Raw genomic sequence first — 14547 nt, forward strand, 5'->3', positions numbered from 1 at the left:
TTTGCGACGTAAGTGTTCGCTCAGCGCCATCTTGAGTGCTAGAGAGATTGGATCGAGATGGCGCCACACCGCTGGGAAGCGGCGTCATCTCAAACGACTGCTGGCATTTCGGTGATATGCGCCAGCGCGCCCCGCAACCGGGTTTCGTGGCGAGACATCATCCGGGCTCGCGGTCGCCTCAAGCCGTGTGCGCTCGCCGGCCGACGTATTCAAAGTCTCCCGACGTTCCCCAACAGCCAGATAGATTAGCTGCCGCCGGTTCTGTACTGTATCCAAACCTGCGTGCGCTGCATAGGTGGCGCGGCTGGACGCTTACTGTCTAGTTACAGCAGCCAGACAGCAACATGCCAGCTGGAGTGTCGATCTTAGCGGGGCGTCGGCAATGCTCCGCAGGCATTCTACGCCCGCTCAAACATTAAATGGTTGCCATGCAACTTCCTCGTGTCCGCCTGACGTTAACTGCCGCTCCGCGTACGCGCCATTGCCAAACGTCGAAACTGGCTGCGGTTCATATCGCTTTTGGCGGAGCTGCCGGGCGGATATTCTCGCCAGTCCTAAGCGAAGATTAGATGGCGGCCGCACGCACCAGCGTGCGTTGGGCGTCCAAAGTCTGGTTAGGAACACGTTGGCCCGGGCTGATTTCGTTATAGACGTTGGTCAGCAACAAATCGATCTCCCGCGACAGCATGCCCAGCCAAGCTCGTTTTTCTGACATATCGAAGATGCGTCGGCTACGGTCAGGAACGAGCAACTCATTGGCAATGCTCTCATTGCGCCAAAGGTAGTCCAGATACCGCTGCGTTTCCGCCAGGACGGCCAGATCGGTATATTGCCCGGCGCGTAGCGCAGCCATATCAGCATGGTACATGATCGAAGTAATATCAAAGCTTGACAGTTTGATGTCGTGATCGGAGTCCGCTTTGACGTTTTTGCACAGCCGGATCGCCTTGCGCAGGCCACCCTGGATGCTGTCGCAACGGGCGCCCACGAGATGGATATGCAAGAACGGTCGGTTCTTGATCGTTTCATGTTTCTTCTTATCGTAGATACGCACCGCACGATCCTCGATGCGTCCGCTGCTCTGGTATTGGACAGTATCGAGCCAATGAGCGGGAACTACATCGACCGACCGTGCCAACGATCCTCCGGAGACCTTTACAGCTTTCGCGCCAGAGAAATCTACTTCGGCCATAGGAAAGGCCGGGGGCAAAACGCTCTCCACCTGACGGCGCAGTTCCGCCAACACGCTTTCACTTGTTTGGCCACTCGGGGTGCCATAGTGTCCATTTTTTGCTTTCACTCCATCGGTCTCGTAGGTGTAAAAACTTTTGTCGATGGTCAGCAGGTCCACGTCGCTGACCCTTTTGATATGTACATCCAGGGGCACCGAGCCTTGGATTTTGAACTCGGCGCTGATGCCGACCGTCGCAAGTCGATCACGCAACTGGTCGGCCACGCGATTTGCAGTGTTGACACTGACTTCGGTGTACTTTTTCCCCACAGCTTGCATGGACCCGATCGCATATTTGGTCCACTGCTGATTGTCAGTTCCCCGCGACTCCCAGGATTCGGGGCCTGCAACATCTTCCGCGATGCTCTCAAAGGCGGGATGCGCTTTTGCGATGGTTTCCCTCGCCGTGGACGATATACCCGTGCGGCGTGCGCGTAGCTGGCTCAAGCGCTTACTGATATCGGTGCTCATGGATTCCTCTTCGTCCAAGTCATTGTGCCGAAAGTCATGCGCCCTCGGCCGTTAAAATATTCGCCTTCAGCGGATTTGAGATCCTCGGCGATGGTTATCACAGCACATCCGGTATGAGACTTAAGCTCAACAGCTTGTGGGCGGGGATCATTGCGATAGTGGTAGAGCAGGACAAAGCCATCGACACTGTCTTGCGCCAGCGCAGCTGATATGCTGCTCGAACCTGATGTTTGAGTTGTCAGGCGAATGCGCAGCTTGTCCCAGCACTGAACGATGGTAATTTCCCCTGCCCACTCAAATTTTATGGTTCCGTCCGGATTGAGGGTTTTTCCCTCGCAGTCCCATACTCCAGACACATCAGGGACTTTCAGGTAAGTGCCGATGCCGGGCCATTTCCAGGCCCACTTGTTCAAGATCAAATAAAGCACACCGAAAACAGCCCCAGCACCCAATAGGGAGAGCACAGTGGGCGGAACATTGACGTTCCATTCCAGCTGCTTGGCCAGATCGACCAGATGGAGCACCCCGAAGACCAACAGGCCGGAGATCGCACTGGCTGCCAGGGTTAGGAGCCGTCCTACGCTGGCGCGGTTGGCGCCGCCCATAATTGAATATTCGTGGTCTTGTGGAGCAATCATAGTTGTGTGATTGTTGCCTGTGAGGAGGGGAGCGTTCCCGTGGTCAATTTTGCAACTGGGGATTACTTAACCGAATTCAATAGCCGGATTGCGAAATAACATACTTGCCGTCAGTGCATCTTTGCGATGCAGTGCCGCACAAAGCTACGCTTTTGCGCCGCTGCGTAGCAAGGGAGCCAAGGCGTTCAAAGTCGATGCAATACGCTCCATACCTTGCGTGGTCCCATCCCAGGCGTTGCTGAGTGCCGCCTTGATAACGGGCTCGCTATACAGCTGATCTACACCTTCGTTTATGCCAATATTGGCATAACTTAGCACAACCGATACACTTGGTGTCACGGTCTTTGTTCTGCCGCTGAGGAATCGCGAAATCGTATATTGAGGAATGCCGCATTGACGAGCAAGCTGAGATTCTGAGCGATCCTTCTGGCTCAGATAGAGTCTCAGTTTGTCTCTTGCGGCGAGAACATCGAGTGAGAGATTGGTTGCTATTCTTGGCATAATGGCATACATTATCATGTGTAGCATACCAACACAAGAAGCGCACTTGCCGGAGGACCGTTTGAGATACAGGCTGCCCAGTACACACCAACAAAAGCATGGTCAGGTATTCACTCCTGCGCCGTTGGCAGGTCGTCTTGTCGAGCTCTTAGGAGGACGAGACGAGCATTGGCTGGAATTGGGCGTGGGTACTGGCAGGATTGCAGACGCTTGCTTACGGCAGGTTCGACCAGCCAGTTATACCGGCGTAGAGGTAGACCGGGCACTGCTTTCGCAATGCAAAGGAAAAGGCCTGAGCGGACTGGTACAAGCCGATGTCCTTGACCCTGCACGCCTCTCCCGAGCATTGGGGGAGGCACGGTTCTCCCGCGCGGCAGGTAACCCGCCGTATGGCTGTGCTGCACTAAGCCTAGCGGCGCAAAAGCGGCTCAAAGAACTTTGCCCGGGAATTGAGATCGTCAAAGGGTGGGGCCACTTGGACTTGTATTTTGTACTTGAGTCCCTCTCCAGGCTGCAAAGACCAGGTGAGGCAGCGTTCATTGTCAGCGCGACTTTGGCCGAGGATGTCAGGTTAACTCCATTCAGGAAAATCCTCATTGAAAGCGCTTCCCAGGTTCAGTGCTACACGTTGCCGGCGGGTGTGTTCGGCAATGAAGCGGAGGTGCAGTCGTACTTACTTATCGCACGGTTCCGAAGAATGCGCGGTAGCGCGACTGTGACGGTGGGACGCCTCGTTGGGGAAGATTTCGTTGTTGCGGAAGAGCGCACCATTTCAGCCGAGGCGGCCATTGCACGCCTGGATCTGGGCTATCACAAATTCCTCGACCTTAACAACACGCTTAAAAGCAAATCCGGTACTCGCACGTTGGGCGAGCTCGGCGCGCAAATCGTCCGCGGCAGTCGCTCACACTTGCAGTTTGTTGAACTCAACATTCCGCACTTCCACACTAGCGATTTCCCACGCGAGGGTGGTCGTGTGAGATTTGACAATGCCGGCATATCGGACTTTCAGCTGGCCTGTACTGGCGACATCCTCGTGCCGCGCGTCGGCACGCGCTGTCTTGATCGGCACGCCCTCGTTACTGACGGTCAGCGACCATACACAGAAGCGGTCTACCGTCTTCGCTTACCGACTGCCCAGGCCAAACGTGTATCCGCCTGGATCGGCAGCGACGCCGGAACTGAATGGCGTCGTTCAGCGGCGAAGGGAGCGTGCGCGAAGCACCTGACGGTTTCAGCACTGATGCAAATGCCTGTACCTGCGCGTTAGCTGTTGAGATCAACCTCGTAGAGGTGCGTACAGTTTACGCCATGCGAGCGGCCCTTTACGCGCATGGGGTGGTCATACACAACATGCAGCGATGGATTTTCCACACAGTACAAGGCAGTTCCAACTGCCATAGGCTTCGTGCCAAACGGCGCTACCGCCAGGCGATTTGTAGCGCCACCTCCAGTGGCGTGATGTGCCTGCCTTAGTAGTTCGTAAGCAGCGCGTGGATTATTTGCCGAGCAATACCGCACCGATGTCATATCTCGTTGCAGCAGTCGGTGATTCGCCATGAGGGCATGCAGATCCCAAGTCGCCTGAAATGGTGGCATGCCAAAGACAATCGTTACCTGTTCATAGTATTGACCATCCTCATCGTTCAGGATCTGACTGAGTCTGCCGCCTTCAAAGCCGAGGAATGCAACCAGACGCACGCGATTTCCTGTTCGGAACATCATTGCGTACGGCGGAATGGGATTTCGAGCCTTGAACCCAGAGCTTAAGTTGAACGTGGCACCCAGTGATACAGCCTCCTCCTTGGTTTTCTTCGTATAGCCCAAGGGCTCGGTATAAATAAATGCACAACGCGGTTTACTACCTCTCGGTCGGCTGTAGTAAGCGGTTAATATCAACACGATTTCAGGAAACTCCATCGTCGTTGCATCGATAAGAATTGAGCTAGCGCGAAACTCGGCCGGAAGATCAACCAATGAATCGGTCTTGAAATTTTTACCACCGACCGTTAGTGTAAACGTGTCCGAGTTATACGAAACAAGGTGAGCGGCACGCGCAGCTTTTTGCGAGAGAGTCGCGGAGAATTCGCTTCGATCATCAATGTCAGGCTGACCGTGAAATGCGATATCAAACCCTTGCAGGGATGTTATCTCTTGTTCCGTCAGAACGTCTTGGCTGATAAATTGCATACCGTTCCTCTCAAAATAGCGAGTTCGTGGTATGCGGCCGAGCGTCGTCGTCGGGTTCCACCAGTTTTTTCAGAAGCATTTCAAACTGCGCCGACGATTGCGAAAAAATAACATCGACTTCGCCAGCGCGAAGCGTGATCTTCTTGCGTTTTCGGTAGCTGATACTAAAGTGCGGTGAGTAGATACGATTAAGTACCAAGTCAGATTGCGAAATATCGTGGTTGCTTTTGCCTTTCGTATCTTTCTCTTCATATAGCACGGACCATACCTTTGCTTCTCGCAACAGTATCTGCGAAGCCTCTGATAGATCTTTTCGGTCGGCTTGGTCAATCGAGAAGTGATTGATCTCAGTTTCGCTCTGACTGCGTCGCCGGTTGAAAGCTTCAAAAACGCGGCCCAGCCGATTTGCTATCTCAAGAAGCCGAGTACCATGACTACCAAGTTCTAAAATATCGTGAAACAACGCATCGGAAACTTGCTTGGCCGCTAAAGCTTGCTTGTCATGGTCCACCCGCAGTTGGCCCTCTATCTTGTTCGCGTGCTGTCGGTTGAATGCGAGCAGAAGGGCCGTGTGACATAGCTCCTGGAAAAAGCGCAAATTAGGACTTGCCAAGAAACAGTAACGCTCGAAGCCCGCGTAGAGGATATTCGGTCTGCGCGGTAGGCCTGCAAATAGGTGAAACAGACAGCCATACAGATTGTTATCGACCCAGCCTCCGGTCTTAAAGAACGGGTCGACAGAGTCATCGCAATCACTAGCGTGCGACGCTTTGAACTGTGCAATGACGTCATCTGCTTTCTGGGTCTTGCGATTGAGCAAAGCACCTAAAACTATGCTGGCCTCCGGACGAGTGTCGCTGATTAAATCGTTTGCTTTATATCTGTCTTCTGCTTTCTGAAGTTGCAAGCCTTTTTGGATGTACTCGCCTAGACGTCGGCGTAATGGGGCGTCATTGATCACTGCCTGCGAAATTTCTTTACTTGTGAGAGTCGGCAAAATTTGTCGAACACAACTTGTCACTTCCTTGCGATACTCACTGGAAAGGCGATACTCTAAATGGACTGGATCATGCAGTTTCTTAGGGAAAAATGCTGGACAGTTAAATTCTACTTTGGCCTCATGCAGTCGCAGCAAAAACAGCTCGGCAGCCAATAGTTCGAAGTCGGTCCCCTTTGAGAGCTCTTCTTCTAAATCGATAACTCTCAGGTCATGCAATAGAACGATACGTTCGTCGCTGCTTGTTTTAAAGTCTGTCACGGCGTCACGTTTATGAGCAATGTGCACGCGCAACCGTTCATGTGGATGTTTGATAGCATCACAAATGATCTCTCGGTGTGATGGCTGCAGGTTCTCAAACTCATCAATAAATGTGCGGAATGCGATGCCTTCCATGCGAGGAGACCAGGTAGACAGGTTTTGTGCCAGCTTCGGAATCATTGATGCAAAGGAGAGAAAGGTCGGCTTAGGATGCTGCTTGGGATTCCGTACCCATAACTCAAGTTCATCCAGCAGATCATTAACTCGCTCTTCCAGTGCTGAAATAGTTGGAGTCTGCAGTACGAGCAAGTTGACAAGGGAGCGCCCCAAATCTCCATTAGCAAGGGGGAGCGGGCCATTTGCTAATTTTGCATTTTCCAGTGATTCAAGCGCGCGGCTGGCTTCGAGTAAAAGGCTAAGTGCAACATAGTGGGAGAACGCTAGCCGTGCATCGTGCTCCCCTAGCCAGCCTGGGCTCATCAAGGCGCAAAAACCGGTATCGGGGCGGAAGTAAAGTCCAATGCCAGCAAGCTCAGTATCAGGAATGTTGTCCTTATTCACGCTGAACGTCGTGCCATGGCAGAAGTAGCGGATGAACATGGTCTTTCCACATCCGCGGCCACCAAGGATACGTACCGATCGTTTATCTTCAAAGATGCTTATCCGCTGGAAAAACGGCGGTACAATGAATTTATCAAACAAGTCATTTGGCAGATTATCTGCACGCGTATTGAGAAATGCATCAGCTATGACCGGCATCGATTTTCCTTAACGATTGAATAACGGGCGCCATGTATCTGAGTCTGCCCAGAGCATCGGCAGCGTGTTGTTTGGCGTGGCGTGCTCGAACCCGATTAGTAGGTCTAATCCATATTGCGTCGACTTTGGAATTCCGCCGGCCTGCGCAATCTTCTGGATGTGCGCCCGTACGTCAGCAACACAATTTTGCTCGTCTAAAGCCCATAGTGTTGGATTACTACTGCAGGGGCAGCAAAACCCATGTTCCGAATTGAATATCTCGATCGCCTTAATCGTAAGCCATGGATGGGCAGAAGAAAGCTTATCGACCCCGTCGCGATACGCAATTAACGGACTGAAAAATAATTTGCGATTGACGGCTTGGCCTTCTAGAGCATGAAATTTTGTGAACTTGGCGAACTGCTTTCCCGTGCCCACGATGTCGTCAATAAAGACCAGTACCTTTACAGTGGAGGGAAGTGCTGCCACATTTTCTGGTCGGCACAATAGCTTCTTGGAAATTCGAACATGCTGGCGCAATTGACGGATAAGGTGCACGCCGCTTTTCCCAGGCTCGTCGTTCGCAGAGGCGAGATCAACCGCTACGAATCGCAGCGGATGATCGACATCGCCATCTCGCAACGACTCGAGAAAGTCCTCGATATACTTATGGCTGTAGCAGTCCCATTGCCTAAGTTGTCTCGGCAGCACGCACTGGAGTAGCTGGTCGAATGAACTCTCTATCATTGCCTTCGACCGGAAGATCAAACCATTGAGTATATGCGCCGCAAGGTATCGATCTTCATCCGACACGAAATTTCCGAGCCAAGCATCCAGGCGAATTTCGTCAATGCTGGAGATGACCTGTTTGCGTATCAGGCCCCTGAAGCGTTGGGTGACGTCGTCAAAGAGTCCATAGTGCTGTTCGGGAACAAAAAAGCTCATGAGAGTTTTCGAAAAGTTGCCATGCTGAACAATACCTGAAGTAAGACGCTACATTCTCACTATTTGTCACAGTTCACCGTGCCTTCACCTGAGGGCGGCGCTGTACCCTTACGTGCCCCTAGCCAGCACAGCATGGTGCGTAAGTGCTTTCAGTGAAGGATGCAACTTAGCATCATGAGGTAGTCGCAGTGGGCGACCATGCAGATTCCGGTATTCGGGGGCGGATATTTGCGGCGCTACGCACACCATATGCCCCTCAATCCATATTTTTCCCAAGTCGAACAGCGTGTGCACATCCGCTCGCAGCAACAAGCCATTGGTAACGTGGTTCGTGTGATCGCCCATGTACGGCATGATATGCGCCGCCTCTAAGACGTCAGCGTCCTGTGTGCCGGTGATTGCGCAAGCGCCGCCGTAGGCATTGAGTAGTGCAGCACGAAATGCCGGCTGACCGCGGCGTATGACAATAGATAGGCTCACACGGGTGCGCGCGTCAATTTGATCCGTCGCGTCAAATCTTGCCCCTCTATCCGCATCGGCTTGAGCCTCCAGAATAGCGTCTTCCAGCTGTCCGGTTGTCAGGGGGCGCGCGCGCATCTTCGAATTCGTTGTAAGGCTTGGATCCTCGAAGAGTTCGAACACTCCGTGGACAACTGATCGATAAGGTTCGTACCGTACTAGACCGCTGGCGGTCGTCTTGAACAGCAAGTCATACCTGTGGCCGCCGTCGGAGCGCCGTGGTGCCGCGTGAGGCTGATAATGTCCCCGATTGTAGTCATTGACAGATAGGGTGCATAGATTGGGGCTCAGTTGACTCATCCGGTAGTTAGGAACTGTCTGCCGAATGATGCCCAACAATTCACTGCTGGTGGCCGGCCGGCCTGCTTGCACAACAGTATCAAAGGCAAGACGCCATTGAGTTTCGGCGTTCGGGAGTGATTTCATATCTGAGTTGACTATCGCTTACGAGAAAGCATCCAAGCCGTCGCGACCAAGATAAACATTCCGGCAAAGGAAGGTGCAATGGCTAATATGAAAACTGCTTTGAAAACCCACAATGGCAACCAAAATTTCATAGCCGCTAGGATAACCATGAAACCGAGCAATATGGCCCAATCTGGTGCAAAGTCAGACACGCGCTCGGTTACAGTTGCGCCGACGTTCGTGACACCCAAGCAGTACGCGGCGAAGCTCTCCCAAAATTTTCCCAACATATACCCTCCTCCAAAAATCTCAACTGCAAGCACGAGCTGCATTTACAGGCTAATTGTCTCAAAGAGTTTTCCGCATGGCAACACAAGAAAAGAAAGGAAGCCATCCGCTTTTGCAAGTGAAGCTTATCGGCCATCAAAGGAGGGGGGGGCGACGGGAGAGAACGATGAGTGCGCATGGACGTGCCTTCTACCCGACGCAAGTCGCACTGCTCACTCCGAAAAATACCGACGATAAGGCCGTGGCTCGTCGCGCTTGTTAGGGAAGCTACAGGCAAATTACTGATCAGCGAGTGCTTGACGAGGTTCACTGATCTAGCCACCGCCACAGTCGTGGCAGGATGCCTATAAAGCGGGGATTGCGAAGGTTATTGGCAAGGATATGGTTCCAAAACCTCACAGTGGCCAAATTATGGTTCCGGCCCCCAGTTTTGAGCAAATCCGTGACACCCCCTCCCCCAGCAGAGCGCTCCGCTACAGAGGTCCGCCCGGCAAATTTATGCTTCCGGTGACGGCAAAATTATGGTTCTAGGCACAGATTTTGTGATTCGATACATCACGGGGGCGTTGTAAGGATGCCAGCGTAGGGCATGGCGGCGATGCCCAAGCCGACCAGCAGGCCGGCATGGCCGGCGGACCACTAGGCTTAGCGGGTAGACGCTTCCGGGCTGGCTGCGCTGCCGCTGGTGATGGTCTGCATATCGTGCTCGAGGCGTTCCTTACTGGTCACTTTCACTGTCGCGTCGCGTCGCGGGAGGCGGCTGCCAGTCTGCGCATATTCTTCCTGGTAGGCAGGTTTGCCCGCGATGTCGGCATCGGTGGCGCAGCCGCACAGGGCGGAGCAGGTGGCGAGTATCAGCGCGGACAGTAATGGTTGTTGCTTCATTTGCACTCCTTTTTGATAACAATTTATCAGAATGCAATCCTACATCGTTGCCCTAAAAAAATGCAACAAAAAACCCGCACTGCCATAAGACATGCGGGTTGTGTTGGGTGCCGCATGGGCACTCACTTTGCCGCTTTCAGGCGGAGCGCATGCCGTCATTACTACCGTCAAATCTTTGCGCGTACCCGTGGTCTACTGTTTCTCATCCGTTTGCAAGTGACTACGGTTTAGCAGCATTCATGAGGTCTTTAACAGTGGACCAGATGCCGCCAAGCTAGCAAGCCTTTTACATTGGCCTGCTATTCCGTGCAGCTCTGGATCGTACATTTTCCCGGATTCGAGTTTGACCTCGCCCAGTTCAGCAAGCGCATCACAGTAAGTAGAAATACGAGACATTACCGATATCAATGTACTTATCTGGTCATGGCCAAAAATTGGCATATCGCCAAACTGGTTATCCAAGTTTAATATGGCGCAGTATCTAAAGTAAGGGTCAGAATGCTCGCATAATTCAACCACGCCAACCTTGATGGTAGAGGTATGCCATTCACCGAAGCCACTTGGTGTCCTCGTCCTTGCATGAATAGTGCGCGAAGCGAAAATTGTGGGTCGTTGTTCCATTCCGTATCCTAAAATCGAGCGTAACAGCCAGTTTTACAAATAGTCTTGCGCGATTCATATCGGACTCCTAGCCGGTAGAATGGAGCGCTGCGCCTTGGGCGGTTTAGGAAACGTATGAAGCTGGAACCATAGCCTGCCGTTGGCAAGGATAATGCATCCAAACACAGGCGTGCAGTTTCAGGCACGCGCCGCTATACCTTCCGCAGGGCCGCCAGGAAAGGGTCTTGTTCCCTGTCGTAAGTGTTGCTGGACGTGATGCCGGCCATGCCGCCGTAGTCGGTTTCCGATTTGCCGAGCAGCGTGCAGCGCCAGTCTTCCCACGTGGGAACGTTGAGCTCCAGGCGCAGGCCAGGCTCGATGTTGAAGCGGCCGCCGTCGAGGCACTGACGGGCATCGTTGAGGACGGCCAGCGCCTGGTCGTAGCCTTCGAAGTCTGCTTTGATGACGCCCGGGGTTTCGGTGTCCAGCGTCACCGGCCCCAGGCCGCTTGCCAGCCGCGCCTGGCCTATCCCCGTTCCGACCCGCGTGCACAGCGCAAGGAAGCTGTCCTTGATGGCTTTCTTGCGCACACGGCGCCGTTCGTCCTTTGCCCGGCTGAGCGCAGGCCGGGGCGGGGACGGCTGCTCCGGTTCCGTCAAGGCATCGTAGAGTTGCTTGACGCCGTAGGCTGCCGCCAGGTGCGGCAACAGGGACCGGGCCATATCACGCCGCCCGGCTGGTCTCGCCGGCGCGCATGGATGCGAGCGCTGCCGCGACGGTGTGCACCGACTGGTCGAGCTGGGCGGGATCGTAGGCCATTGCCGCATCGCGCTTGAGGCCGTCGATATGCGCGTCGGTCTGCTGGATCAGCTCTTTCAGGCCTGCGCCCATGGCCTGTTCCGTGCTGGCCCAGAACGCATCGACAGGCTGTTCGAGGCGGCTCAGCAGCTTGTTCTCGCGCAGCCCGTCGGCCACTTTGCCGGCCAGGCTTTTCTGCCAGGAGCCGCCGAGCAGGCGGTAGAACATATAGCCGATGGCGGCCGCGATCGCGATGCCGATCGTGATGGGGCCGCCAATCGCGGCAACGAAGGACGTGACCGAGGTGACGCTGCCCACCATGCCGAGCGAGGCCATCACGCCGGCGGCCTTGCCGACCATGAGATAGGCGCCCAGGTTGCTGGCGATGGTTCCCACGTAGAGCGACATGGCGCCCAGGCTGCCGAGGCCCGCCATGCCGCCAACGAAGGCGGCGCGCGAGTTGAACGCGGACAGGTCCATCTCCAGCTTGGCGCCCGGCGCGGACGCGGTCCCCGCCGCCATTGCCGGCGCGGCCGTTTGCCAGCGCTGCAGCAGGTTGTCGACCTCGGCGGAAATCGAACGGCCGCTGGCCTTGAGCACGCTTTCCAGCTTGGCGGTAAACAGCTGGGACAGGTAGTTCACCACTTCGCCCTGGGCTTCCTTCTTGTCCGTGTAGGTGTCGTGGATCAGCTTTTCGATGCTCTCGGCGGAGGCCTGCACGCGGTAGTAGTCGCCTATGCTTTCCAGGTCTTGTTTCTTGCGCTGCGGGCACGAGGCGATCAGCGCCTGGAACTTGGCTACAAGCTCGCCAGCCTCGCCGCGAAATCGGGCCTCCTGCTCCTCCACCTCCTTCACGCGCTTGATCGTGTCTTCCTTGCGGAAGGCCAGCTGATCGACGGCCGTTTGCAGCGCCGCCACCATCTGCTCCATGGTCTGGGCTATGCGCTGGTCGACAATCGCGTCGTAGCTGGCGGTCAGCTTCGTGGCCATGTCGCGGACGCGGCGCAAGGTGGCGCTGCGGTACAGGTCGTTCTCGCGCCAGAAGGGCTGGACGCGTGAGGCAAGCTGCTCCGCGCTTGGCAGCGTATCGATGTGCCGTTCTTCCATCCACGCGCCGAAGATCATATTGTCCAGCTGGCGCTTCACGCGGCGGAAGGCGCTCAGGCCAACGCCGTCGACGTCCGCTGCGGGAATCTCGCCATGGCAGTGCGACTGCACGAACAGCAGGTGCTCCAGGCTGTCGCTTCCTTTGGCCGGCGGGCGTGCGCGGATAACGTTGGCGGCAAAGCCGAGGTCGCTGTCCTTGAGGAAGCCGGTGTGGTTGGACATGAACACGATGCCGTCGGTCAGCTCCACGCCGGCCAGCGCCTTGTCGGTGTCGGAGTCGTCGCCGTCGCCCAGCTGGCCCGGCGTGTCGAGCAGCCAAACCTGGTTCAGGATATCCGCCGCCGAGAACACCACCGCCACGTAAGCCTGCTGCGCCTGTTCGTTGTCTTGCTGGTGCATGCCGTAGCGGCGCAGCAGCTCGCCGTCGCCTTGCTCGATCAGGTGCTGCTCAACCAGGGCCGCGTCGTGGATCATGTGCGGCATAAAGCCCTTGCTGAAGACGGCCACGTTGCCGACCAGGGCGGCGGGGCGGTCGGACGTATGCATCAGCAGGTTGATGACCGAAGTGGCGGGCTGGTACTTGGTGGGCAGCACCGATTCGCTGATGAGCGTGTTCAGCAGGGTGGACTTGCCGGCGTCGAAGTGGCCGAAGCAGCCGATCACGGGTTTGCGCTGCAGGCCGTTGAGCAGTGCGTGGCTGCGCTCGAAGGTCTCGCCCAGCTGCAGGGAGCTGATATACGTGTCCTTCGCAGCGGCGATGATGGCCTGCGCCTGCTCGAGCCTGGCATGCGCCTGGGCCAGTTTTTCGTGGATGCCGCTGTGTTGGGTGGTGGCCATGTTCGGGTCCGTTTCTTCTTGAATGGTTAATCGGGACAATTCGTTGAAGTAGTCGGTGGGCGTGCATCCCACCGCCGTCATGTAGGCTGCGATCTTCAGCGCGTCCGAGGACAGGGGCGCCTGCTCGATGCGCGACACGGCGCGCTGGTCCAGCAGGCGTCCCATGCCGAACACTTCCGACCGGGCTGCGACGTCGCTTTGCGACAAGCCTGCTTCGTCGCGTTTGGCAATGAGGAAGGCCTTGAGCTGCTCTTCCAGGGTTTCAGTGTTCATTCCAGTCCCTCGCTAGGCATCGATGACTGAATCTTAGACTGATTTGTCTGAATGTGCAACATGTTAGTCAAAAATGTCTGAAATATCTGCGGGGCGTGCCGATCGCCCCCAGCGGTGGTACTCTAGCCATGGGAAAAGTACAACAACAAGGAGATGAATCTTGAGCGAGCTCGCACTGTATGGCCATCCGTTTTCCTCCTACACGCAGAAGGTGTTGATCGCCCTGTACGAAAACGGCCTGTCGTTTGACTTCCGCACCCTGGGGCCGGATACGCCGCAGCATGCGGCGGAGTGGCTGCGGCGCTGGCCCTTGCAGAAGTTCCCGCTGCTGCTGGACGGCGAGCGCCAGGTGGCGGAGAGCAGCATCATCATCGAGTATCTGCAGCTGGCGCATGCCGGACCCGTGCTGCTGCTGCCCGCCGAGCCCATGGCCGCGCTGGACGTGCGTTTCCTGGACCGCTTCTTCGACCTGCACGTCATGAGCCCCATGCAGCATGCGGTGGGCGGCGCGCTGACCGGCGTGGCGGCCAAGCGGGAAGAGGCGCTGGCCTTTGCCACCGGCAAGCTGGAACTGGCCTATGCCTGGCTGGAAAGCCATCTGGCGGGACAGACCTGGGCCGCCGGCGAGGCGTTCACGCTGGCCGACTGCGCGGCCGCCCCGTCGCTGTTCTACGCGGACTGGACCCACAGGATAGGCGAGCAGTACCCGCTGCTGCGCGCCTATCGCGCGCGCCTGCTGGCCCGGCCCTCCGTGGCCCGCGCGGTGGACGAGGCGCGCGTGTTCCGGCCGCTGTTTCCGCTGGGTGCGCCGGACCGCGACTAATATCAAAATCGATATAGATCCTCGCAATTTAGTTATTGGT

13 protein-coding genes are annotated in these 14547 nt (G+C 55.8%); 2 read left to right on the forward strand and 11 right to left on the reverse strand.

Going from position 1 to position 14547, the window contains the following annotated elements; translation table 11 throughout:
* Positions 1–565: 565 nt before the first annotated feature.
* The 3 genes from KT882_RS02620 to KT882_RS02630 all read right to left on the reverse strand — a co-directional run bounded on the left by KT882_RS02620 (position 566) and on the right by KT882_RS02630 (position 2859).
* Positions 566–1702 carry a nucleotidyltransferase family protein gene (locus KT882_RS02620; RefSeq protein ID WP_228894288.1) on the reverse strand — a complete coding sequence of 379 codons (1137 nt, stop codon included), beginning with the start codon at positions 1700–1702 and terminating at the stop codon, positions 566–568.
* Complete coding sequence (locus KT882_RS02625) at positions 1699–2340, reverse strand: Cap15 family cyclic dinucleotide receptor domain-containing protein (protein ID WP_228894290.1); 642 nt, start codon at positions 2338–2340, stop codon at positions 1699–1701. Before KT882_RS02625 ends, KT882_RS02620 begins: the two co-directional genes overlap by 4 nt.
* A gap of 144 nt (positions 2341–2484) precedes the next feature.
* Positions 2485–2859, reverse strand: a complete 375-nt coding sequence (locus tag KT882_RS02630; protein WP_228894291.1) for a helix-turn-helix domain-containing protein — start codon at positions 2857–2859, stop codon at positions 2485–2487.
* Between the two features lie 457 nt (positions 2860–3316).
* Between KT882_RS02630 and KT882_RS02635 the strand changes: the two genes are divergently transcribed.
* Complete coding sequence (locus tag KT882_RS02635; protein ID WP_228894293.1) at positions 3317–4111, forward strand: hypothetical protein; 795 nt, start codon at positions 3317–3319, stop codon at positions 4109–4111.
* Here KT882_RS02635 and KT882_RS02640 read toward each other — a convergent pair.
* The 8 genes from KT882_RS02640 to KT882_RS02675 form a co-directional block, all read right to left on the reverse strand.
* Positions 4108–5031 (reverse strand): hypothetical protein, encoded by a 924-nt coding sequence (locus KT882_RS02640; RefSeq protein ID WP_228894296.1) that lies wholly within the window; start codon positions 5029–5031, stop codon positions 4108–4110. The genes KT882_RS02635 and KT882_RS02640 overlap by 4 nt on opposite strands.
* Before the next feature lie 10 nt (positions 5032–5041).
* Positions 5042–7048: an ORC-CDC6 family AAA ATPase gene (locus tag KT882_RS02645; RefSeq protein ID WP_228894298.1), complete on the reverse strand. Its 2007-nt coding sequence runs from the start codon at positions 7046–7048 to the stop codon at positions 5042–5044.
* 9 nt (positions 7049–7057) lie between these two features.
* Positions 7058–7972: a phosphoribosyltransferase-like protein gene (locus tag KT882_RS02650; RefSeq protein ID WP_228894300.1), complete on the reverse strand. Its 915-nt coding sequence runs from the start codon at positions 7970–7972 to the stop codon at positions 7058–7060.
* A gap of 108 nt (positions 7973–8080) precedes the next feature.
* Positions 8081–8917 (reverse strand): HNH endonuclease, encoded by an 837-nt coding sequence (locus tag KT882_RS02655; RefSeq protein WP_228894302.1) that lies wholly within the window; start codon positions 8915–8917, stop codon positions 8081–8083.
* A gap of 912 nt (positions 8918–9829) precedes the next feature.
* Positions 9830–10069 carry a hypothetical protein gene (locus tag KT882_RS02660; protein ID WP_161074409.1) on the reverse strand — a complete coding sequence of 80 codons (240 nt, stop codon included), beginning with the start codon at positions 10067–10069 and terminating at the stop codon, positions 9830–9832.
* 237 nt (positions 10070–10306) lie between these two features.
* Complete coding sequence (locus tag KT882_RS02665) at positions 10307–10690, reverse strand: hypothetical protein (RefSeq protein WP_161074408.1); 384 nt, start codon at positions 10688–10690, stop codon at positions 10307–10309.
* Positions 10691–10881: 191 nt separating this feature from the next.
* A complete protein-coding gene (locus KT882_RS02670) occupies positions 10882–11391 on the reverse strand; it encodes a hypothetical protein (protein ID WP_228894304.1) in 510 nt (169 codons plus the stop codon).
* A gap of 1 nt (position 11392) precedes the next feature.
* On the reverse strand, positions 11393–13684 hold the full coding sequence (locus tag KT882_RS02675) for a dynamin family protein (RefSeq protein WP_228894306.1): 2292 nt from the start codon (positions 13682–13684) through the stop codon (positions 11393–11395).
* A gap of 160 nt (positions 13685–13844) precedes the next feature.
* On the opposite strand from KT882_RS02675, the gene KT882_RS02680 reads away from it, so the two are divergent.
* Positions 13845–14507: a glutathione S-transferase family protein gene (locus KT882_RS02680; protein ID WP_161074405.1), complete on the forward strand. Its 663-nt coding sequence runs from the start codon at positions 13845–13847 to the stop codon at positions 14505–14507.
* Positions 14508–14547 lie beyond the last annotated feature (40 nt).

Origin of the sequence: Pseudoduganella aquatica (assembly GCF_020865585.1) — a bacterium.
GTDB classification, from domain to species: Bacteria; Pseudomonadota; Gammaproteobacteria; order Burkholderiales; family Burkholderiaceae_D; genus Rugamonas; species Rugamonas aquatica_A.

Bases quoted from the DNA above. Each gene is read 5' to 3' on its own strand.
- KT882_RS02650 (WP_228894300.1), bottom strand. From the start codon at position 7,972: ATGAGCTTTTTTGTTCCCGAACAGCACTATGGACTCTTTGACGACGTC.
- KT882_RS02640 (WP_228894296.1), bottom strand. From the start codon at position 5,031: ATGCAATTTATCAGCCAAGACGTTCTGACGGAACAAGAGATAACATCC.
- KT882_RS02645 (WP_228894298.1), bottom strand. From the start codon at position 7,048: ATGCCGGTCATAGCTGATGCATTTCTCAATACGCGTGCAGATAATCTG.
- KT882_RS02670 (WP_228894304.1), bottom strand. From the start codon at position 11,391: ATGGCCCGGTCCCTGTTGCCGCACCTGGCGGCAGCCTACGGCGTCAAG.
- KT882_RS02620 (WP_228894288.1), bottom strand. From the start codon at position 1,702: ATGAGCACCGATATCAGTAAGCGCTTGAGCCAGCTACGCGCACGCCGC.
- KT882_RS02660 (WP_161074409.1), bottom strand. From the start codon at position 10,069: ATGAAGCAACAACCATTACTGTCCGCGCTGATACTCGCCACCTGCTCC.
- KT882_RS02630 (WP_228894291.1), bottom strand. From the start codon at position 2,859: ATGATAATGTATGCCATTATGCCAAGAATAGCAACCAATCTCTCACTC.
- KT882_RS02625 (WP_228894290.1), bottom strand. From the start codon at position 2,340: ATGATTGCTCCACAAGACCACGAATATTCAATTATGGGCGGCGCCAAC.
- KT882_RS02655 (WP_228894302.1), bottom strand. From the start codon at position 8,917: ATGAAATCACTCCCGAACGCCGAAACTCAATGGCGTCTTGCCTTTGAT.
- KT882_RS02675 (WP_228894306.1), bottom strand. From the start codon at position 13,684: ATGAACACTGAAACCCTGGAAGAGCAGCTCAAGGCCTTCCTCATTGCC.
- KT882_RS02665 (WP_161074408.1), bottom strand. From the start codon at position 10,690: ATGGAACAACGACCCACAATTTTCGCTTCGCGCACTATTCATGCAAGG.